The sequence below is a fragment of the Pseudomonas costantinii genome (assembly GCF_001870435.1).
GTDB lineage: Bacteria > Pseudomonadota > Gammaproteobacteria > Pseudomonadales > Pseudomonadaceae > Aquipseudomonas > Aquipseudomonas costantinii.
Genome location: NZ_MDDR01000020.1, coordinates 110,136 through 130,673, shown reverse-complemented (window position 1 = coordinate 130,673; position 20,538 = coordinate 110,136). Strand labels below are relative to the sequence as shown.

General features: G+C 58.9%; 16 protein-coding genes. 11 read left to right on the top strand and 5 right to left on the bottom strand.

The annotated features are described in order from the left end of the window. Positions 1–11 precede the first annotated feature (11 nt). The 10 genes from BFL40_RS11005 (at position 12) to BFL40_RS10960 (ending at position 13,038) form a co-directional block, all read left to right on the top strand. Positions 12–2,450, top strand: coding sequence for an AAA family ATPase (locus tag BFL40_RS11005; RefSeq protein ID WP_071484009.1), 2,439 nt, complete (start codon positions 12–14; stop codon positions 2,448–2,450). After that, positions 2,447–3,979: a sigma-54 interaction domain-containing protein gene (locus BFL40_RS11000; protein ID WP_071484008.1), complete on the top strand. Its 1,533-nt coding sequence runs from the start codon at positions 2,447–2,449 to the stop codon at positions 3,977–3,979. The genes BFL40_RS11005 and BFL40_RS11000 overlap by 4 nt, the downstream gene beginning before the upstream one ends. Positions 3,980–4,062: 83 nt before the next feature. Then, the gene (locus BFL40_RS10995) at positions 4,063–4,194 is read left to right on the top strand and encodes a type VI secretion protein (RefSeq protein WP_071484007.1); all 132 of its coding nucleotides are present in this window, start codon (positions 4,063–4,065) and stop codon (positions 4,192–4,194) included. A gap of 17 nt (positions 4,195–4,211) precedes the next feature. Continuing rightward, positions 4,212–5,402 carry a type VI secretion system-associated FHA domain protein TagH gene (gene tagH / locus BFL40_RS10990; protein WP_071484006.1) on the top strand — a complete coding sequence of 397 codons (1,191 nt, stop codon included), beginning with the start codon at positions 4,212–4,214 and terminating at the stop codon, positions 5,400–5,402. Positions 5,403–5,407: 5 nt separating this feature from the next. Next, on the top strand, positions 5,408–5,893 hold the full coding sequence (tssJ, locus tag BFL40_RS10985) for a type VI secretion system lipoprotein TssJ (RefSeq protein ID WP_071484005.1): 486 nt from the start codon (positions 5,408–5,410) through the stop codon (positions 5,891–5,893). Position 5,894: 1 nt separating this feature from the next. Continuing rightward, positions 5,895–7,223 (top strand): type VI secretion system baseplate subunit TssK, encoded by a 1,329-nt coding sequence (tssK, locus tag BFL40_RS10980; RefSeq protein ID WP_071484004.1) that lies wholly within the window; start codon positions 5,895–5,897, stop codon positions 7,221–7,223. A gap of 5 nt (positions 7,224–7,228) precedes the next feature. Continuing rightward, positions 7,229–8,089, top strand: a complete 861-nt coding sequence (icmH, locus tag BFL40_RS10975; protein ID WP_071484003.1) for a type IVB secretion system protein IcmH/DotU — start codon at positions 7,229–7,231, stop codon at positions 8,087–8,089. Positions 8,090–8,105: 16 nt separating this feature from the next. After that, complete coding sequence (gene tssM, locus BFL40_RS10970; RefSeq protein ID WP_071484002.1) at positions 8,106–11,474, top strand: type VI secretion system membrane subunit TssM; 3,369 nt, start codon at positions 8,106–8,108, stop codon at positions 11,472–11,474. Positions 11,475–11,479: 5 nt separating this feature from the next. Further along, positions 11,480–12,199: a PP2C family protein-serine/threonine phosphatase gene (locus BFL40_RS10965; RefSeq protein WP_071484028.1), complete on the top strand. Its 720-nt coding sequence runs from the start codon at positions 11,480–11,482 to the stop codon at positions 12,197–12,199. Next, positions 12,196–13,038, top strand: a complete 843-nt coding sequence (locus tag BFL40_RS10960) for a serine/threonine-protein kinase (RefSeq protein WP_071484001.1) — start codon at positions 12,196–12,198, stop codon at positions 13,036–13,038. The genes BFL40_RS10965 and BFL40_RS10960 overlap by 4 nt, the downstream gene beginning before the upstream one ends. 4 nt (positions 13,039–13,042) lie before the next feature. Here BFL40_RS10960 and BFL40_RS10955 read toward each other — a convergent pair whose 3' ends face one another. Both BFL40_RS10955 and BFL40_RS10950 read right to left on the bottom strand, forming a co-directional pair. Beyond that, a complete protein-coding gene (locus BFL40_RS10955) occupies positions 13,043–13,372 on the bottom strand; it encodes a DUF6388 family protein (RefSeq protein WP_071484000.1) in 330 nt (109 codons plus the stop codon). A 33-nt stretch (positions 13,373–13,405) separates the two neighbouring features. Beyond that, the gene (locus BFL40_RS10950; RefSeq protein WP_235864784.1) at positions 13,406–14,704 is read right to left on the bottom strand and encodes a serine hydrolase domain-containing protein; all 1,299 of its coding nucleotides are present in this window, start codon (positions 14,702–14,704) and stop codon (positions 13,406–13,408) included. Between the two features lie 268 nt (positions 14,705–14,972). Between BFL40_RS10950 and BFL40_RS10945 the strand changes: the two genes are divergently transcribed. Further along, positions 14,973–17,048 (top strand): PTS sugar transporter subunit IIC/EAL domain-containing protein, encoded by a 2,076-nt coding sequence (locus tag BFL40_RS10945; RefSeq protein ID WP_071483998.1) that lies wholly within the window; start codon positions 14,973–14,975, stop codon positions 17,046–17,048. Here the strand turns inward: BFL40_RS10945 and BFL40_RS10940 are convergent. Genes BFL40_RS10940 through BFL40_RS10930 form a run of 3 tightly spaced genes read right to left on the bottom strand, consistent with a single transcriptional unit; the run spans position 17,045 to position 20,328 of the window. After that, on the bottom strand, positions 17,045–17,887 hold the full coding sequence (locus BFL40_RS10940; RefSeq protein WP_071483997.1) for a metal-dependent hydrolase: 843 nt from the start codon (positions 17,885–17,887) through the stop codon (positions 17,045–17,047). The genes BFL40_RS10945 and BFL40_RS10940 overlap by 4 nt on opposite strands. 15 nt (positions 17,888–17,902) lie before the next feature. Next, entirely contained in the window at positions 17,903–18,793 is an 891-nt protein-coding gene (locus BFL40_RS10935) for an SDR family NAD(P)-dependent oxidoreductase (RefSeq protein ID WP_071483996.1), read from the bottom strand. Further along, entirely contained in the window at positions 18,790–20,328 is a 1,539-nt protein-coding gene (locus BFL40_RS10930) for a flavin-containing monooxygenase (RefSeq protein WP_071483995.1), read from the bottom strand. Before BFL40_RS10930 ends, BFL40_RS10935 begins: the two co-directional genes overlap by 4 nt. Between the last annotated feature and the right edge of the window lie 210 nt (positions 20,329–20,538).

The following is a 20,538-nucleotide window of genomic DNA, read 5'->3' as shown; positions in this document are numbered from 1 at the left end:
GACCGATGATCATGATTAATGTGGACCTGCAACAACTTATACGCACGTTGACGCCTCAGGCGCGTCTCGATTTGGAGCGCTCGTCTGAGCGCTGTGTTACGCGCGGTGGCCGTGAAGTGTTGGTGGAAGATTTGCTTTTAGCTTTGCTTGAGCATCCTGATGGCGTGTTGGCCAAGGCACTGTCAGACGCGGGTGTGCAGACGGGCGAGCTACACGCCACATTGCAGCCACGGAGCGAGCAAAGCGCAACACGTAATCCGGTCTTCGCCCAATCGCTGGTGCAATGGTTACAGCAAGCGCTGATGGTTGCTCACATTGAGTTTGGGCAACGTTTTGTTGATCACGGCGCCTTGTTGCTGGCACTGCTGCGCCATCCGATGGAGTACGCGGGCAGTGGGTACCACGCAGTGCTTAGCCGCCTGGATGCAGACCGTGTGCGTGATTTTCTAGCAAGCCAGTTACCTGAGACCGAGCCGGTTGCAACCGAATCGTTGTTGCAGCGCTTCACCCATGACCTGACATGCCAGGCTCGCGAAGGACTGATTGATCCGGTGCTGTGTCGTGATGCTGAAATCCGGCAACTGATTGACATCCTTGTGCGGCGGCGTAAGAACAACCCGATTCTGGTCGGGGAGGCTGGTGTAGGGAAAACGGCGATTGTCGAAGGCCTTGCGCTGAAAATCGTCGCGTCGCAGGTGCCCGAGGCCCTCAAGGCTGTTCGCCTGCTAACCCTGGATATGGGGCTGTTACAAGCGGGTGCCAGTCTCAAAGGTGAGTTCGAACGGCGCCTCAAAGGTGTGATTGATGAGGTCAATACCTCGCCACAGGCGGTGATCCTGTTTATCGACGAAGCCCATACCCTGGTAGGTGCGGGAGGGCCGGCGGGCGGTTCCGACGCGGCCAATCTGCTTAAACCAGCCCTGGCTCGGGGAGCATTACGCACCATCGCGGCCACCACCTGGTCGGAGTACAAACAATACATCGAGAAAGACCCTGCATTGGCTCGACGTTTCCAGCCGGTGCTGGTCGCTGAGCCTAGTGTTGAGGACGCTGTGTCCATTCTGCGTGGTCTGGTCCCTGTTTATGAGGCGAGCCATGGTGTTTACGTTCGCGATGATGCCGTCGTTGCGGCGGCACAGATGAGTGCACGTTATCTCGCAGGTCGCCAGTTGCCGGACAAGGCCGTGGATGTGTTGGACACCGCGTGTGCACGAGCGCGGACCCGTCAGGCAATGCCACCTGAGGCATTGCAAAAGTTGTGCGAAGAGTGGGTCGAAGGTAGCCGGCAACATCGGGCGTTAACGCGAGATGCCGGCGCGGGGTTGCCGGTAGATGCGCAGGCTTTGCAAGCACTGAGCCAGCGGTTGGAAGCAATTGAGCACGAGCGTCAGGTGTTGGAACAACACTGGGTTAAACAGAGCGGGCAATCATCGGGCCGCCTTGAGGTGTGCCCGCGCCTGGTCGCACAGGTTATCAGTGCCTGGACCGGTATCCCGGTCGAGCAATTGGCCCTCGAACCTAATGAAAAAGTCTTGGGTTTTGTCGATGACCTGCGCGCACGGATCCTGGGGCAAGAGCACGCCGTGCAGGCACTTGACCGTGCTCTGCGAGCGGTCGCAGCGGGCCTCAATAAGGCGGATGCGCCAGTAGGGGTGTTTTTGCTGGTTGGCCCCAGTGGTGTCGGCAAGACAGAAACGGCGCTGGCTCTGGCAGATCTTTTGTACGGTGGTGAGCGGTTTATCACCACCATCAATATGTCGGAATACCAGGAGAGGCACGCCCTGTCGCGGTTGATCGGTGCTCCACCGGGCTATGTCGGTTTCGGCGAGGGCGGGGTCCTCACGGAAGCCGTGCGCCAACGGCCCTATTCAGTGGTGCTGCTCGACGAGGTCGAGAAAGCCGATCCGGAGGTGTTGAACCTGTTTTATCAGATCTTTGACAAAGGGCGCGCCAATGACGGCGAAGGGCGGGAAATTGATTTTCGCAACACGCTGCTCCTGATGACCTCCAACCTTGGCAGCGACCGCATCAGCGAGTTGTGTGCAGACGGCAGGCGGCCTGATGCCCAGGTGTTGCAAGACGCCATTCACCCCGTGTTGCGTGCTCATTTCAAACCAGCATTGTTGGCCAGGATGCGTGTCGTGCCGTATTACCCGATTGCGGAGCACGTGCTGCACGACGTTGTACGACTCAAACTCGCCAGCCTCGGTGAGCGGCTGCATCGGCGCAAGCTGGTATTCACTTACTCGTCCGAGCTGATTGCGCTGATGGCCGAACGTTGCGCTGATGGTGACAGCGGCGCGCGGTTCATCGATCAATGGATCGAGCGGCACTTGCTGCCACAGTTGGTGGATCGTCTTCTTAGTGCAATGGCCGTGGGTGAGTCATTGTCCTTGGTCCATGCAAGACTGGATGGCAACGGTCAGGTGACCTGCGAGTTCAGCCAATGATGCAGAACCTGTTTAACCACCTGTCCGATCCGCTGGCCTATGCGGATACTTTGCTGAACTGCTTCACGCGATTGGGCCTGGACAGCGATGAAACAACGTTGCCTGACCTGTGTGTCGCGGGCGCAGCACAACTGAGTCAGTGTGAACTCACTCAGTTGTATCTCCTGGATAAGGTGACTGGCCGACTTGATCTTATTGCCCAGCATTTGCCTGAGGCGTTGTCACTGACCCACTTGGCTTCAGGCTCTGCGTTGCAAAACGAGCAGTTGCTGCACTACGTCCTGAACCAGCGTTGTTCTCTTAGCCTTGATGAGGTGGGGAGTACTCTCTATGACACCGGTTTTCTGCCGGTGATGAGGGCACCTTGGCGCTCATTGCTGGGTGTGCCGCTGTTCGACCGCAGCAACGCGATCACGGGTGTACTCCTGTGCGCCAGTTGGCAACCGAGGCAGTTGCAAGACTATGCAACATCGTTGGGCCAACTGGGCAGCTTTGCCTTGAACCAGTTGCTCATGTTGCGGTGCATGCAACCCCGGGCAGACGCCACAAGGTCACAGCGAGGTGTGCCAATTACAGGTGCATACGGCTTGATCGGCAGCAGCGAGGCGATGGAGCAGACCTGTCACTTGATCGGCAAGGTTCTGCATACGCCTTACACCGTTCTGTTACGAGGCGAGACGGGCACCGGCAAAGAAGTCGTGGCACGTGCCATTCACGCCGCCGGACCGCGCAGTGCCCAGGCTTTTGTGGTGCAAAATTGTGCGGCGTTCCCAGAGGGCTTGCTGGAGAGCGAGCTGTTTGGCTATCGCAAAGGTGCATTCACCGGTGCCGAGCGTAACTATGCCGGGCTGTTTGACGCTGCGCATGGAGGTACGTTGCTACTGGATGAAATCGGCGACATGCCACTGTCCTTGCAAGCCAAGTTGCTACGGGTATTACAGGAAGGTGAGGTTCGTCCGTTGGGAGCCACCGCCGCCCATAAGGTTGACGTGCGCATTATTGCCGCAACCCACCGCGACCTGGCTGCGATGGTGGCAGAGGGCAGCTTTCGCGAAGACCTCTATTACCGGCTCGCACAGTTTCCCATCCAATTGCCCGCCCTGCGTGAGCGAGATGGCGATGTACTGCAACTGGCGCGGCATTTTGCCGACAAGGCCTGCGCGTCACTTGGGAGGGCCCCCGTCGATTGGTCGAGCATCGCCCTTGATCAGCTGTCGAGCCACGGCTTCCCTGGCAATGTCCGCGAGCTCAAGTGTTTGGTGGAGCGGGCGGTACTGCTGTGTGATGACGGTGTGATTCTGCCTGCGCACCTGTCGCTGCCACTGACTTCGGCTGCCGCCTCTGTGGCCGATGCGACGCTACGCCAGCGCATGGAGCGGGTGGAACGGGTATTCCTGATTGATTGCCTGCACAAGAACCGCGGCAATCGAACCCGTACGGCACGGGAGTTAGGGGTTGCTCGCCGCACGCTGCTTTACCGTCTTGCTCGTTTGAATATTCCGTTTGGCAATGCCAGCGGCGAGTGCTGAATGCAGCGCTTGAGGATTGCCATGTTTTACCGCCGCCAGCGTCGAATCGAACTGGGAGACCTTACCTCTGTGGGAGAGACCTGATGCCTGATCGTCCGTGGCAAGCCGTTGTGCTTGCGTTGTGTTTGTTAAGTGGCTGCAGCGCCAATTATGTCTTTGATGATGCCGACTACCGTCCGTTGGGTGAGCCGAAGGCGATCACACGTGGCCAGTGAATAGGGAGAGCCTGACCATGCAACTCGTGTTTGAGGAATGTGATGTTGACGGCGTTAATCTTGCGCCATCGGCCCGCAAAATATTTAACGGCACGGGCGGTGTGATAGGCCGTGGTGCAGGTTGTGATTGGGTGATTCCTGACCCCAGCCGGTTGCTCTCCAGTCATCATGGATTGGTCGCTTACCGTGAGGGACGATATTTTTTAACCGATATCAGCAGCAACGGTATCGGTGTGGCGGGCAGTACCGAGCGTCTGTGCAAAGGGCAGGCGCGATTGATCAGTGAGGGCGACGTGTATCAACTGGGACCGTTGGCGATACGCGCGCGTTTGGTAGTGCCGGTGCCTCCTCGTGGCGAACAATGGGATGTCGCCGGAGGAACGATCCCCGATGATGCTTTCCTGGCGTTGGACCCCATTCACTCATTGGACCTCGAACACCAGCACCAGACCAGGTCGCAGGACTTGGAGGCATTGGACGAGAGCGTCGACGCGGCTGGACCGTGGGCGGATCAGAGTACTGCTAACAGAGATCATCTGGCGATACCCCGACGGGCTGAAGCCGTTCAGGAAACCCCTCAGATTCATTCCGTCACGATGCCGCCGCCAGCCAGTGAGGCCTTTTGGGCACAGTTCGCGGCAGCACTGGGCATTGGCCTGGACACCCTCGATAGGTCTGGCCGAGAGGCGTTGGCAATCAAGGCGGCGCGCCTGCTTCGCATGGGGGTCGAGGGGTTGCAACAAAGCTTGCGGACCTGCGAAGAGCTGAAGGGTGAGCTGAACCTGTCGCCTGTCGACACGGTGCTCAAGAGCCGGAACCCGTTGAAAGACTGCGTTGATGCCGATGCTGCATTGGCGATGCTGCTGGGGGCGGGTGATTTGGGGCGGTTGCCCGCCGAGCAGGCCATCAACCAGGCCCATCGGGATCTACAAACCCATCAGGTTGCATTGTTGGCGGCCTGTCGCAGTGCGATACGCAATACACACAGCGCTTTCGCCCCTGGCCATCTGCTGATGTGCTTCGAATATCAGGATAAGCGGCCGCGGTTTTCCAGCGACGGTGGGCACTGGCGAGCTTATCAGCGTCACTACCAGCGCTTGATCGAGACAGATCAGGGCAGCGATCGCCTCCCAGGCGGCGACTTCGCCAAGGTATACGAGGAGCAGGTTCGCTTGATCTCAACCCTGCACGTCGGTTTTCCAGGATGACAGTTATGTATCGAGCCATCTTTGCATCAATGCTGCTCCTGCTCGGCCTGTTGGCCGGCTGCAGTGCCATATCGCCTTTCTCTACGTTGACCAAGTTGGATGTGGCGCTGACCGCCAGCGAGCAAGTCAACCCTGATCTTCACGGCCGACCCTCTCCGGTGGTGGTGCACCTGATTGAGTTGCGGCATGCCGTGGCCTTTGAGAATGCCGACTTCTTTAGTCTGTACAGCAATGCTGAGCAAGCGTTGCCCAAGGACTGGGTGAGCAGTGAGGAAGTTGAACTGCGCCCGGGTGAGTCGTTGGCCCTCAAGCTCAGGCTCGACCCTGGCACTCGTTTTCTGGGGGTGCTGGCGGCCTATCGAGACCTGCCCCATGTTCAATGGCGGTGGGTTGTTCCTGTTACACCGCAACAACTGACCTTTACTGACCTGGTGCTGGCCCAGACGGGTATTCGCCTCGCCTCATTCACGCCTGACATGGAGGCAGAGTGATATGCACGTTCATAAAGTTATCTGGCAAGAAGGCATGCTGTTACGGCCTCAGCATTTGCAGCACAACGACCGCTATTACCACCAGCAACTCAATCGAACTCGCTTGTTGGACTCTGATGCGTGGGGATTCCTTACATTGGAGGTCGACTTGCAGTACCTCAAGTTTGGCAAGGTGGTGGTCAACCAAGCCTGTGGCGTTTTGCCGGACGGCAGCCTGTTTGAGCTGAGCGGGGTGATGGAACCCTTGGTGTTGCAGGTGCCGGCCAACTCGGGGAGCCATGGGATTTATCTGGCGTTGCCGCTGGCCACGGGTAATCAGATCGAGGTTCGCCAGCCGCAACAGGCCGATGTCCAGGCACGTTACCTTGCCTGTGATGTCGAGGTAGGTGATTCGAACGCCGGTGTCGATTCCCGTTGCAGCATCCGTTGCGCGCGCCCTGATTTGCGTCTGCTATTGGGGGATCATCAAAGCGACCAGAGCTTTGTCAAACTCAAGGTTGCGCAGGTCTTGGATTCTACCGATGAAGGCGGCGTGAACCTGGACGCGGATTTCATCCCAACCTTTATTTTTCTTCAGGGCAGCGGGTATGTGTCGTCGTGTCTGAAGGAGGTGATCAGTCTGCTTGCCAGTCGAGGGGATGCTATTGCTTCACGTATCCGGAGTGAGGGTACGGCCGCCGGTTCGGAAGTCGGCGACTTCCTGATGCTGCAACTGATCAATCGTACCGAGTTGGAACTACGTCACTACTTGAGCCAGGCCCAGGTTCGCCCGGAAGCGTTGTTCCGAGCGCTACTGTCGATGCTCGGCGAGTTATCAACATTCGCCAACGACAGTAAACGTGCGCATCTGGATGTGCGTTACAGACATGGTGACCAGGGTGAGAGTTTTCGTGGGCTGATGGAGGGCGTTCGTTCTGTGCTGTCGATGGTGCTGGAACAACACGCCATCGAGCTGACGCTGCAGCAACGTCAATATGGGGTGCTGGTATGCCCGATGAGCGACTTGAAGTTGCTGGGCACTGCCACATTCATTCTGGCGGCCACTGCGCAGTGCGATTCGGAGGCGTTGCGCCATCGCCTGCCGGCACATTTGAAAGTCGGGCCTGTGGAGCGTATCCGCGAGCTGGTCAACCTGCACTTGGCGGGTATCAAGGTCAAACCGCTGCCTGTGGCGCCGCGGCAGATTCCGTTCCATGCCGGCAAAACCTATTTCATGCTCGATCTCAGCGCACGCGATATCACGCAGTTGGAGCAGTCGGGTGGTTTTGCCTTCCATGTAGGCGGTGAATTCTCAGCGCTTGAACTCAACTTCTGGGCCATCAGGAATTGAACACTATGGACAGTGAATATCCGCAGGATGAGAAAACCGTCCTGCTCGACCATGAGGGCCGTGGGCCTACGCAGGGACCCATAACGAATTTTCCTTCGCCGCCGCGTTTTGAGCAATTGGAAGATCGGATGATCTACGCCGCTCGAACACAGGGTGAGCAGCGCTTCAAGATGGATCTAAACCCCCTGGTGGCGGCCGCATCGGCGTTGTTGTCGCAAGTGACCCTGCTCAAGGGCTACTCCGGTCGCGAAAGCCTGGGCACGGTTAATGACCGGTTCTCGTCGCTTGTCACTCAATTTGAAGCCCACGCCTTGCGTCTTGGAGGCGAGAGCAGTCAGGTCATATCGGCGCGCTACGTGTTGTGCAGTGTGATTGACGAAGCGGTGGTCACCACGGCGTGGGGCAGTCGCAGCGACTGGCCGAAGATGAGCTTGTTGAGCCGCTTTCACAACGAAACCTTCGGGGGCGAAAAAGTTTTCCAACTGCTGGAGCGGCTGTCTCGCGATCCGATCAAGCATCTGGCGATGCTGGAATTGATGTACTTGTGCCTGGCCATCGGATTCGAAGGTAAGTACCGGATCATGGAGCGAGGTGAGTCGCAACTTGAAGCCGTTCGCGATGCCTTGTATCGACAGGTCCGGCATGTGCGGGGTGATCCACCCTCGGAGCATGTACCTGCTGCAAGTGCGGGGCAGCGGCGACGAAAGCGATTACGCGTTCTTTCGGCCACTTGGGTCTCGGTCTTCGCCCTGGCCTGCTTACTGGTGATGTATGCAGGATTTGCCTGGACGCTGGGCGAAGAGCGTACGAATGCACTGCACCCCCTCCAATTTTCGGCGTCGGAATTGATTCAGACGCCCTTGTAAACGCTGGGAGCAATCAATGAACGCATTCTTCAAGAACGCGGGCACCGTGCTGGGCACGATTTGGGTCTGGAGTTTGTTGCTGGTGCTTTGCAGTGCGGTATTTGTATGGTTTTTCGGGCCGTTACTGGCGGTAGATGACCACCGGTTCTGGCAGGACTCGACTGCTCGACTGGTCACTATCAGTGCGCTGTTTTTGCTGTGGGGGCTGGCGATGGTCCTTACTGGAGGGCGCGGTGCGGCAGGACTCAAGAAGCCTGAAAAGCAGGCACACCATCAGCAGTTGGGATGGGTCGAGGACGAGCAGAAACACGTACGAGGTCGCTTCAAGGAGGCGGTCCACAGGCTGAAAACCTCCAGCCGTTACGCAGGGCACAACGAGCGTTGGCGCAATGATTTGCCCTGGTACCTGTTGATCGGTGAACAAGGCAGTGGCAAGACGCATCTGTTGGCGGCGGCTGGTTTGCAGTTGCCGTTTGATCGGGTGGAGGCGCCCCCGACGCAAGGCACTGCTTATTGCGAGTGGTATTTCGCCAACGAGGGTGTACTCATCGATACCCCGGGGCGCTACCTGACGCAACTCGACAGCTCGGTGGATGCCGCGGGCTGGTCAACCTTGTTGAGTTTGCTCAGGTTGCGGCGTCGAGCTCGTCCACTCAATGGTGTGGTAGTGACGCTGTCGGTGGATACGCTGTTGACCGGCAATGATCATGACCTGAATTACCATGCGCGCCATGTGCATTCCCGGTTGCAGGAAATCCAGCAGATATTGCATGTGGATGTACCCGTCTATCTGCTGTTGACCCAGGCAGATCGGGTACCCGGGTTTACCGAGTTCTTTGACTCGTCCCCGGGTGAGGATGCCGCAAGCGTGCTTGGCCAGCGCCTCGACGCAGGCACGGCGGGTATTGACATCGCACAGGTGCGCCAGGCTTTCGAGACGTTGCTGCAGCGTCTGAGTAGTGAGTTGATCACACGATTACACCAAGAGCGCAATGTCGAGCGCCGTGGCCATATGCTTGATTTTCCCCAACAGGCGGCACACTTAGGCGAACGTTTATGCCTGTTCGTCGAGTCGGCTTTTTCCGCGCATCGTTATCAGCGCATCAACGGTTTGCGCGGGTTCTATTTGACCAGCGCCGGCGACAGGCGCAACCACTTTATCCAGGGCCTGTTCAGCCGGGTGATCTTCGCTGAGGCCGATCTCGCGGGGTTGCAGACCCAGGAGCAACATCGTATTCGTCGACGCCAAGGGTTGCTGGTAATGGCGGCGGCAGTTGTTATCGGTGGCGCCGGATGGTTGTGGACGCACAGTTACTCGGTCAACCAGCAACGCTTGTTGCAATTGGCAGCATTGACCGCACAACCTTCTCCCACCGTGCAGGGGGCCGAGGACATGTTGGTGGTCCTGGCCCTGTTGGATGCGCGCTTGGCGGCGACGCAGGTTTTCCCTTTTGCGCATAACGCACGGTTCGTTGAGCGCGCCGGGCTGTATCAAGGTGAGGTGAGCCGCCCTTTATTGACCCGTGCGTATGAGCAAGCGCTGCATCAGCAACTGCTGGCCCGGATAACTGCCCAGCTTGAAGAGCAGGTACGTGCAAGCCTTGGGGATCGTGAACGGTTGCTGGAAAGTTTGCGCGCCTACTTGATGCTGAGTTTGCGTGAGCGCCGGGATGCAGGCTGGTTGGCGCAACGCGTGGCAGATCATTGGTCTGTACGTTATGCGGGTGATACGTCGGCGCAGAAACGCCTGAATGAACACCTTGCTCGCCTGCTTGAACAACCGTTTGCAGCTTCGCTCAACGAAGAGCTGGTGGCGCAGGCGCGTAAAGAACTGCGGGGTGAGTCGTTGGCCGATGTGGTGTATCGAGTGTTGCGCGAACAATCGCGCAACCTGGAGCCTTTGCGTCTTGTGGAGGGCAAGGTATTCGCCGCCATTGATCCACCTATTCCCGGGTTCTACACAAAAAGGTACTTGCAGTACTTCGAGGCGCAAGGCCCAAGGTTGGTGAATGCCATCGCACAGGACAACTGGGTATTGGGCGAGGGCACCGACCTGAGTGCTGTGGATTTGCGTCGGTTGATGATTGAACTGCAACAGCGCTACTTCACTGAGTATGCTGATGCCTGGAGCGCTGCCCTTGGCCGAGTCAGCCTGCAGCAGACTGACAGCCTCAGACACGATGCCGAACGGCTCGCAGGTCTGACATCAGCCCAGTCACCGCTGATGCAGTTATTGCTGCTGCTTCGTGAAAACACGCGTTTGCTGCCCACCCATGAGCTTTTGGGCAACGTGGCCCATCAGACGGGTGAGTTGGGTGTTCTGGCTCAGTCAGTTGTGGCGGACGGGCAGGTAGCGGTACTTCCCGATTCCGCCCGCCGTGCGTTGCAGCGGCGTTTTGAGCCTTTGCACCAGTTGCTCGATGAACAGCAGAACCCGGGTGTCGAGTTGACCCAGGCGTTGCGACTGCTCGACGAATTGCACCTGCAACTGGCGGCGCTGAACCGGGAAAGTTCACCGGAGCAGGCGGCCTTCCAAAGAGTTAAGCGGCGAATGGAAGGGCAGCAGGATGTGTTGGGCAACTTGCGTGATGCTGCTGCGCGTTTACCGTTGCCGCTCGCCGGTTGGTTTGAGGGTATGGCAGACGACAGTTGGCGCCACCTGTTGGAGGGTGCCTACGCGCACGTCAACCAACGCTATCAAAGCGAAGTGCACGGCCTCTACGCCAAGGCGATCCGCCAACGTTACCCATTCAATGCCCACGCGACCAGCGATGTCGCCCTCAATGATTTTCAAGAGTTCTTCAAGCCACAAGGCGTAATGGCTCGCTTTTATGAGGGCTACCTGCGTCCCTTTATCAGCGCCGATGGTGGTCGTTACAGGCTGCGCGGTCTGGATGGCAGTAGTTTACCAATATCCCGCTCGTTGTTGGACCAACTGATGAAAGCCCAGGTGATCCGCCACAGCTTTTTCACTGAGGAACAGGGCGAGTTGTCTGTTCGATTTACCTTGGCGCCCTACAGTCTGGATCAGTCGGTCAGTCGGGCGACCCTGCGCTTTGGCGAGAAGCAGCTGGAGTATCGTCATGGGACGATTGTGCCCATGGTGTTTCATTGGCCTACAGACGCAGACAACGGTCGTAGCAGCCTCGTACTGGAGAGGGGGACAGAGCAACGGCCTTTGGGTATCGAGAAAAATACCGGGGCCTGGTCGTTGTTCAGGTTTTTCGACTTGCTTCAGAGAGAGCCGGCGAGTGGGCGCAATACGCAGATATTCAAGGCGGACCTCGCCGGTTTGCGCGCCAATTACCTGCTGACCAGTCAACGCACGCCCAGCCCGTTTGAAATGGAGGTGTGGCGCACCTTCCGACTGCCGGAGCAACTGTGAGCCCCATGCCTATGCATTGGCGCAGTGCCGGGCGTACGCAACGGGGTCAGTCCCGGCCGCGTAACGAAGATGCGTTTCTGGATTGCCCGCAAAAAGGTTGCTGGGCGGTGGCGGACGGAATGGGTGGCCATCAGGACGGGGATGTGGCTAGCCGGTGGGTGATCAGCAGTCTGGCTTCATTGTCTGCTCAAGGCAGCCTCGATCAGCGAGTCAGTGCGGCTCGGCAAAGCCTGCAAGGCGTCAACAGGCGACTGGGCATTGCGGGCGCGCCTACCGCAAGCCCCGACGCCACACGGGGCAGTACCGTTGTGGCGTTGCTGCTTGAGGAGGGGCGTGCGGTATGTCTGTGGGCTGGGGACAGTCGTTGTTACCTGTGGCGCGAGCAGCGCCTGTATCAGTTGTCGAGGGATCATTCGCTGCTTCAGCGCCTCATGGATGAGCGCCAATTGAGTGCGGTTCAGGCCCAAGCCCACCCTGATGCCAGGGCCTTGACCCGGGCCATTGGTGCACGTGCGCCATTGCATCTTGACGTGCTGGAGCTCAGCACTCGGCCGGGGGATGTATTTCTGTTGTGCAGTGATGGTCTGTATCAGGCACTCAGCCACGCTGACCTGGGCAGGGCTTTGAGCGTGGGCACACCGGCACAGGTGGTGGATCGGTTATTTGCGATGGTGTTGCGCAGGCCCACCCGGGATGATCTCACTGCCGTTGTGGTACAGCCATGAGTGAGGCATTGGCCCCGTCCAGCGTGCTCGCCGGGCGTTATCGCCTTGAACGCGAGCTGGGCAGGGGCGGGATGGGCGTGGTTTATCGCGCTCGAGACCTGTTGCACGAGCAGTTTGGCGAGCCTTGCTCCAGCGTGGCACTCAAACTGCTGGGAGAGACTTTTTCCGAGTGCCCTGACGCGCATGTGCTGTTGTACAGCGAGTTTGCCCTGACTCGCAGCCTGTGCCATGAGCGCGTGGTTCGGACGTTTTCGTTCGAGGTTGACACCGCCCGCCAGAGCGCTTTTTTCACCATGGAATTGATGCACGGCATTACCCTGGACCGACTCCTCCTGGAGTGTCCCGATGGATTGTCCTGGCGAGAACTGCAGCCGATGGCCATGCAGTTGTTGGATGCTCTGGTTTACGTCCACCAACACAATGTCCTGCACGGCGATGTCAAACCGGCCAACGTCATGGTGAGCGAAGAGGGGGTGCGTTTGTTCGACTTTGGCCTGGGCCACTCCCAGGCGCAGGTGGTAGCGGGTTTGCCGAGTTTGAGTCGCAACCGTTTCAATGCCTGGACGCCCGCTTACGCTGCGCCGGAATTACTGGCCGGCGGTGCTCTAACCGCAGCCGCAGACCTGTATGGCGTAGCGTGCGTATTGTATGAACTGGCCAACGGAAAGCGCCTTGGCGAGCGTCAGCCCACACAAAGGCTGCCACGGCCTCGGCGATTGCCCAGGCATTGTTGGCCGGCGTTAAGCTCAGCCTTGGCGGTTGACCCTGAACGCCGAACCATCACAGTCGCCGAATTACGCGAGGTGATGGGCAGCCACCGACGCCCCTGGTACCTGTAGCCGCTCAGTGGGCCAAATCATGCAGTTGGCAATATTCGTCCCAGCTCAACCCCGCCATCTGCGCGACTTCCTTGTGCACTTCGAGGCGTTGGGCCTCGAAGGCCTCGTTGGAGTCGGCCGTCAACTTGAGGGTCAGCTCCCAGGCAAACATATTCTGACGTTCCGCTTCGGCTTCGAAGGCTTCATGCAGGCGTTCAGCGCGATACTGCGCCAGGGTTTCCCCCTTGGCCTGGGCCGCCAAGGGGTTCAGGTTGTCCAATTGCGTGACCACGTCCGGATGTTCGTTCAAGAATCTGTCCAGGGCGCGCTGGTGGTTATCGCCGGGTTGTGACAAGGGCGTGTTCTCGTGTAAGTGAGAGAGCAGGGGTCAGGCCCCTGGGTTTGCAATCAGATAGCGCGCCATCGCCTCATACGCCGGTAAGGTCACGCCGTCATTCGCGGCATTGGCCGCAATCGGATGGGAGGCAAAACGCACAATCACCATCTCGGCCTTCGGGTCGACATAAATGCTTTGGCCGTGCACCCCGCGGGCCATGAAGGCGCCGTCCGGGTTGTGGGTGACCCACCACATGGCGCGGTAGCTCCAACCCTTCAACTGACTATAGCCGGCCTGGGCAAACGCCTGTTTATCGCCGCCTTGGCGAATGTCCTTCACTACTGTTTCGGGGACGATTTGCTGGCCGTTGAAGCGACCGTTATTACGCAGCATTTCACCAAAACGCGCCATGTCCCGCAGCCCTGCGTTCAGGCCCCCACCGGCAAACGGGGTGCCGATGGAATCCACGGTGAAGTAGGCATCCTGTTCACTGCCCAACCGACTCCAGATGCGTTCACTGAGCAGTTGCGCGACGTTGCGGCCCGTGGCACGGGCGATCACCCAGCCCAGCACGTCGGTATTCACGGTTTTGTAGCCAAACGCCTGGCCATGCTCGCCGCGTTGTCGCACGGTTTGCAGGAACTCGAAGTAGCTGCGCGGCCCGACGTAGTCCTTGGGTTTGGGCAGTGGGTTACCGGCGTTGGCATGGGCCCAGACTTCAGCGTTGGGGTCGGCGTAGTCTTCGCTGTAGTCCAGGGCGGTGGTCATGTCCAGCACCTGGCGCAGCGTGGCACTGCCGAACGCGGAGTGGGCCAGTTCGGGTACGTAGTCGACGACCTTTTTTTGCGCATCGAGGGTGCCGTCGGCCACCAGCATCGCGCCCAGCGTACCGACCACCGATTTGGTGACGGACATGGCCGCATGCTGTCCGTCTTCCTTCAATACCCCGAAGTAGCGCTCATACACCACAGCCCCTCGGTGCAAGACAACAATGCCATCGGTATACGTGGCATCCAGTGTCTGGCGCCAGGTCAGCGGTTGGCTGGCGCCGGTAGGTAAAACGGGCAGATCATCGATTCGAGCGTCAGCGCGCCGGGGCAACGCCAACGCTGCACCAAGCCCACGGGACACATTGACGGTCGGCATCAGTTGCCGAAAATTCGCCACACTCCAGCGCATGGCCGGGAAACGAAAATAGCTGCCATCTTCAAAGCGCAGGGTTCGGTCCGGCGGCGGTGGGGCACCGATCATCCATTTGAGACGCGCCGGGTCACTGGCTTGGGCGTCGGGGAAGTTTGCTTCGGCAGCATTGATGGCAGTGCTCGAAAAACCAAGCAGCGCGCAGGTCATGAGAGGCAGGATTCGCAACATCGGCAGGCACCTTGATGTCTGATAAGACACACGGAGCAAGGCCTGGGCTCGAGTCCGTTCGAGAGTAGCGTCGCAAAGGATGGGCTAACTCTGCGTACCCGACAAGCATCAAGGGCCAAAATTAATTCTGAATAATTGCCGGTGCAACGGCAAAAGCCTTTCGCTCCCACTATCAGGGCGTGTAGCGTTACCTGAGGTTTCGAGGCTGCCTACCACGGGCAGGGGGCGATGGACAGAGGGACGGGTCATGGCGCAAACGCTGTTCAAACTTTTCCTTACCCAGCGCCTGGCGGCCCTGGCCAGCACTGAGTCGTTGCGCGCTATCCGTGAGGGGTTGCTATGGATCCTGCCATGCCTGCTGGTGTCGGCGGGTTTTCTGATCCTGTCCGAATGCGCCAAGGTGCTGGGGTTTGATCCGCAGGTGGTGGCTTTTCTGTCTGGGTTGCACAACCAGATCAGTTCGGTGATCCCACTGCTGGTGGCGGCCTCTATCGGTTACATGCTGGCGATCCAGTATCGCCTGCCGCAATTGCCGGTGGCTTTTTTGTGCCTGGCCCATGTCGTGGTCGCCACGTTTGTCTTGCGCGATTATCCCAGGGCTTCAGCCACCTTCGTGTTGTTTATCGCCATCGCCTCGCCGCTGCTCAATGTCCCGGCAATTGCTTGGTTACACCGCTATCGTTGGACTCGCCTGGTCAACGAAAACCTGGTCGGGCACAACCTGCGAGGCACCATCAATATGGTGGTGCCTGGCGCCATCACTGCGCTGTCGCTGGTGGTGCTGTTGTCGTTGTTGTTGCAGATTCCCTATGTGGCGCAGCTCCAGGGGCCGCAGGTGCTTGATGCGCTGCAATCGCCCTATGGCAGTGGGTTGTTTGTGACCTTGATGAATTCACTGCTGTGGTTTTTCGGCATCCACGGTGTGTATGCCATGCAGCCGTTGTTCGATGTATTGGACCAGGCTGTGATCTTGAATGGCGCCTCATTCGCGGCGGGTGAACCCATCAAGTACATGCTCAACAGTGGCTTGTTGGGCTGTTTCGCATTTATCGGTGGTTCAGGCGGTACGCTGTGCCTGCTGCTGGCGATCCTGCTGTTTTCCAAAAGCCAGTCCATGCGCCTGCTGGCGATGGCCAGTTTGCCGCTGTCGTTATTCAACGTCAGCGAGGTGCTGCTGTTTGGCTTGCCGATCATCCTCAACCCGCGCCTGTTCATACCCTTTCTGCTGGTACCGGCATTCAACGCGATGGTGGCGTTGACGGTGGTACAGCTGGGGTGGGTGTCACCTGCGGTGGCCAGCGTGCCGTTTACTGCACCGGTATTGCTTAATGCCTACCTCAGCACCCATGGGGACGTGGCGGCCGTGGCGTTGCAGGTGGTGCTATTAGGGTTGGGGACCCTGGTGTATGCGCCGTATGTGCGGGCGATTCATCGCCAGTCCATCGACGGCGGCACGGTGTATCTCAAGTCGCTGGATATGACCTTTCGCGGCCTCGAAGAGAAAGGCCGGCTGTTGGAGTTGGACCCGGTGCTGGCGTCCCACAAGGCCCTGGCGCGTCAGGCCGTCGAGCTGAGCCGCATCCAGCAGATCAGCGACTATGAGTTCTACCTTGAATTCCAACCCCAAATCTCTACCCGCACCGGCCTGTGCACCGGTTGCGAAGCGTTGATGCGCGCTCGGGACAACCAAGGCACGGTGCACTCCCCGTGGGAGTTCCTGCAATGGCTGGCGCAGGCGCGGCTGATGCCGGACGTGGACGTGTGGGTGGCGTCCCAGGCGGTACGCCAATATCAGAAGTGGAAGAAGAGTGGCTTTGCCTTGCCAATGACCATCAATATTTCCAGCGCCACCCTGACGGATGCAGCCTATGGTGATCGTCTGGTAGAAATCCTCGCCCAGGCGCACGGGCAGGTGTCGGTAGAAATCACCGAAGACGCGCTGGTCGGTGATATCCAGGCCACTCGCCAGACTATCCAGAAACTGCAGGCAATCGGTGCCAAAGTTTATATCGATGACTTTGGCACTGGGTTTTCCGCGTTGAGCTATTTGCACCAATTCCCGGTGGACTTCATCAAAATCGACCGCAGTTTTGTGGTGGCCCAGCGCGACCCTAAAGGTGCCCAAGTGCTGACCGGCATGCTGCGCTTCTGTGAGGCGCTGAACCTGGGCGTGGTGGTCGAGGGCGTGGAGACCGCCGAGCAGTTGGCCTTCTTGAATACCGGCACCGAGCTGTTCATTCAGGGCTGGTATTTCAGCAAGGCGCTGCCCGGTGATCAGTTGCAGCGTTTTGTGCGCGAGCGCGCAGCCTTGGCCGACGTCTAGGTCGACGTGTAGCTACGCTGGGTCTGTTCGATCTCTTCGACCAACTGATCGATTCCCGCCAGGCGTGCGCGGTTGTCGTGGTCCCAGGGATGAAAGCCCGGCTTGAAGTAGTGCAGCCAGGGTCGCAGCATGCGCGGGAACACGCCTTTGGGACCGTACAGAAACTTGAGCATCCGCCAGAACCCCTTCAAGTGTCCCCCTGACTTGCGATCGGCAATCAGCAGGCGCAGGTGGAAGTCCAGCACCACCAGCCAGAAGAACACGGTGGTGGTCAACATGGTGCCGGTGCGCAGCAGGTAGCGCTTGGGCCCGGGCTTGATCGCAGTGTTCCATACATCGAACGCCACGGCTTTGTGTTCGGTCTCTTCAAGGGCGTGCCAGTACCACATTTGCTGGTAGCCCTTGAGTGAGTCGCCAAAGCGCGAGGGGTCACTGAGCAGGATTTCCGCGAGCATCGCCGTGTAGTGTTCAAGGGCGATGGTCACGGCCAGGTTGAAGGACGGTGGCAGGTATTTTTTCTGCAGGTCGAGGATGAATTTGAGGCGGCGATCCAGGGTGTGTGCCGGCAGGCCAGCGGCTTGCAGCAGATCGTTGTAGGCCACGTGCTCTCGGCTATGCATGGCTTCCTGGCCGATAAAACCCTGGATCTGTTTTTTCAGTTCCGGGTCGTCTATGTGCGAGCGGTAGTGGCGCACGCTGTCCATGAAAAACAACTCACCTTGGGGAAACAGCAGCGACAACGCATTGAAGAAATGCGTGATGAACGGACCTTGTTCATGCCAGTTTTTGATGCGTTCGGCAGGCAAGGCAAAACGGATATCGCGACGGATCGGCAGCATGCTGCGTGCTCCTGTTCAGAGACGGGTTTCGTCGTTGGTTTCAAACACCGGCGTGCGTTGTTTGGGGGCCATGCGTTTGCTGGCGAATACCACCAGCGCCTGATAGGCCGCCGGCAGGCAACGGGCGAGCAGGTCGAGAAAATATGCATCGCGGCCGATCAGCACGCGGCGTTTGTTCTTGCGTACGCCATGCAGGATCACCTTGGCGGCCTGGTCGGCATCGGTAATGAACAGTTTTTCGAAATCGGCGCGGGCCTGTTGCTCGCTGTGGATCAAAAAGCCGGTCATGTTGGCGTCGATACGGCTGCTGCGACAGATATCGGTACGAATGCCACCGGGGTGTACGCAGGTGGCGGACACGCCACAGCGTTGCAGGTCGAGTTCCTGGCGCAGGGATTCGGTAAAGCCGCGCACGGCAAACTTGGTGGCGTTGTAGCCGCTCATACCGGGTTGGGCAAACAGGCCGAACACACTGGAGGTGTTGATCACATGGCCCTCGCCGCAAGCTTTTAGTAGCGGCAGAAACGCCTTGGTGCCATGCACCACTCCCCAGAAATTGATGCCGACGATCCATTCCAGATCGGCGTAGTCCACGCCTTCGACGGTGCTCGACAGCGCCACGCCGGCGTTGTTGAAAATCAGGTTGACCTGACCGTGGTCGGCCATGCAACGCGCGGCCCAGTCCTCCATGGCCTGGCGGTCGGATACATCCAGCACCTGGGTGGTGATCGTGACCGGGGACAGGGTTGAGGACTTGATCAGCGCCAGGGTCTGTTCCAGCCCTTGGCTGTTTTTGTCCGCCAGGGCCAAGTGGCAACCTTCCCGTGCCAGGGCCAAGGCCAATGCGCGGCCCATCCCGGAAGCCGCCCCCGTAATCGCCGCCACGCGGCCGTTGAATGACTTCATGACAGGCTGCCTTCTGCGGTGGGCTGGGGCGTCGCAACGGCGCGGGGAACTGGGGTGACAGGGAGCGCAACGGCGACATAGTCCTTGAGCGCGAAATGGCGGGTGACCTGTTTGAAGCGCCAGGTCGAACCGGGCCACAGGGTGGTGTTCTTGCCGGTGCGTGGGTCCAGGTACCAGCTCTGGCAACCGCCGGTGTTCCAGATGGTGCGCTTGAGTTGGTCCTGCAGTTGCTGGTTGTAGGCCCGTTCGACGGCGGGTTTGACGTCCACCGTGGCGATGCGTTGGCGCTGCATTTGCTGGAGTGCATCAAGGATGTAGGTGACTTGGGCCTCGATCATCAGAATCATCGAATTGTGCCCCAGTCCCGTGTTGGGCCCGACGATCAGGAACAGGTTCGGATAGCCCGGCACCGTGGTGCCTTTGTAGGCATGGGCGCCATCGTGCCAGGCGTCCATCAGGTCGATACCGCCTTCGCCGATGATGCAATCGCGGGGCAAAGGGTCGGTGGCCTGGAAACCGGTGCCGAAGATCAGGCAGTCGGCCGGATGCTTGATGCCGTCGGCCGTGATCACGCCGTCGGCTTCGATGCGCAGCACCTTGTCGGTGACCACCTCGACATTGCTGCGCGAGAGCGCCGGGTAATAGTCATTGGAGATCAACACGCGCTTGCAGCCGATGGTGTAGTCCGGCGTCAGGGCCTTGCGCAGGGAAGGGCGGGCCACTTGCTTGTGCAGGTGACGCTGGGCGATTTTCTGCACCATTTGCATCAGTCGCGGATGCCGGGCAAAGCCGACCACGCGTACTTCCAGTGACCAGTACAAGGCACTGCGCGCCAGGCGTTGTGTGAAGGGCAGGTGCTTGAAAACCCAGCGCTCGAAGCGCGAAATCGCCCGATCCGGCTTGGGCATGATCCAGGGCGGAGTGCGCTGGAACAGGTCCAGATGGGCCACCTGCGGTGCGATCTGCGGTACGAACTGGATGGCACTGGCGCCGGTGCCGATGACCGCCACGCGTTTGCCCTTCAGTGAATAGTCATGGTCCCACTGTTGGGAGTGAAAGCGCTTGCCCTTGAAACTGTCGAGCCCCGGAATATCCGGCAGCGCCGGGCGCGATAACCCGCCCATGCCGGACACCAGCACCCGCGCGCTGACTTGGCGGCCATTGCTGAACGTCAGTTGCCAGCGTTGCTGTTGGTCATCAAATACCGCGCGCTCAAGGCCCATGCCGAAGCGCAGATAAGGCGCCAGCTCAAATCGCTGTGCGCATTGCTCAAGGTAGGCGCGGATCTGCGCTTGCTGCGCAAATTGCCGCGTCCAGTCGGGGTTGGGCGCAAACGAAAAAGAATACACGTGGGACTGCACGTCGCAGGCACAACCTGGGTAATGGTTGTCGCGCCATGTGCCACCGAGTGTGGCGGCTTGCTCGGCGATAAAGAAGTCGGTGAGCCCGGCTTCCTTGAGTTTGATCGCCATGCACAGGCCGGCAAAGCCTGAACCGATGATGGCGATGTCGATTGAATCACTCTGGGCATTCATAGGCTGTCCTTCATGGGCATCAGATGTGCTCCTGTTTTTGTTTTGTCTTTTTAGATAGAACACCATTGCAAAGAAAAATTGAATTAATTATTTTAAAAAAGATTTTAAATAATCTACCTGAAAATATCGCCTACGCTAGGACCTTGTTCCGCATATGCGACTTGTCCGACGGACGAGCACGGTATGCATCAAGTTTAGGTCCAGGGTGTG

Excerpts from the sequence above, each read along its gene's own strand:
- BFL40_RS11005 (WP_071484009.1), top strand. The coding sequence starts at position 12 with ATGATTAATGTGGACCTGCAACAACTTATACGCACGTTGACGCCTCAG.
- BFL40_RS11000 (WP_071484008.1), top strand. The coding sequence starts at position 2,447 with ATGATGCAGAACCTGTTTAACCACCTGTCCGATCCGCTGGCCTATGCG.
- BFL40_RS10995 (WP_071484007.1), top strand. The coding sequence starts at position 4,063 with ATGCCTGATCGTCCGTGGCAAGCCGTTGTGCTTGCGTTGTGTTTGTTA.
- tagH (WP_071484006.1), top strand. The coding sequence starts at position 4,212 with ATGCAACTCGTGTTTGAGGAATGTGATGTTGACGGCGTTAATCTTGCG.
- tssJ (WP_071484005.1), top strand. The coding sequence starts at position 5,408 with ATGTATCGAGCCATCTTTGCATCAATGCTGCTCCTGCTCGGCCTGTTG.
- tssK (WP_071484004.1), top strand. The coding sequence starts at position 5,895 with ATGCACGTTCATAAAGTTATCTGGCAAGAAGGCATGCTGTTACGGCCT.
- icmH (WP_071484003.1), top strand. The coding sequence starts at position 7,229 with ATGGACAGTGAATATCCGCAGGATGAGAAAACCGTCCTGCTCGACCAT.
- tssM (WP_071484002.1), top strand. The coding sequence starts at position 8,106 with ATGAACGCATTCTTCAAGAACGCGGGCACCGTGCTGGGCACGATTTGG.
- BFL40_RS10965 (WP_071484028.1), top strand. The coding sequence starts at position 11,480 with ATGCCTATGCATTGGCGCAGTGCCGGGCGTACGCAACGGGGTCAGTCC.
- BFL40_RS10960 (WP_071484001.1), top strand. The coding sequence starts at position 12,196 with ATGAGTGAGGCATTGGCCCCGTCCAGCGTGCTCGCCGGGCGTTATCGC.
- BFL40_RS10950 (WP_235864784.1), bottom strand. The coding sequence starts at position 14,704 with ATGACCTGCGCGCTGCTTGGTTTTTCGAGCACTGCCATCAATGCTGCC.
- BFL40_RS10945 (WP_071483998.1), top strand. The coding sequence starts at position 14,973 with ATGGCGCAAACGCTGTTCAAACTTTTCCTTACCCAGCGCCTGGCGGCC.
- BFL40_RS10940 (WP_071483997.1), bottom strand. The coding sequence starts at position 17,887 with ATGCTGCCGATCCGTCGCGATATCCGTTTTGCCTTGCCTGCCGAACGC.
- BFL40_RS10935 (WP_071483996.1), bottom strand. The coding sequence starts at position 18,793 with ATGAAGTCATTCAACGGCCGCGTGGCGGCGATTACGGGGGCGGCTTCC.
- BFL40_RS10930 (WP_071483995.1), bottom strand. The coding sequence starts at position 20,328 with ATGAATGCCCAGAGTGATTCAATCGACATCGCCATCATCGGTTCAGGC.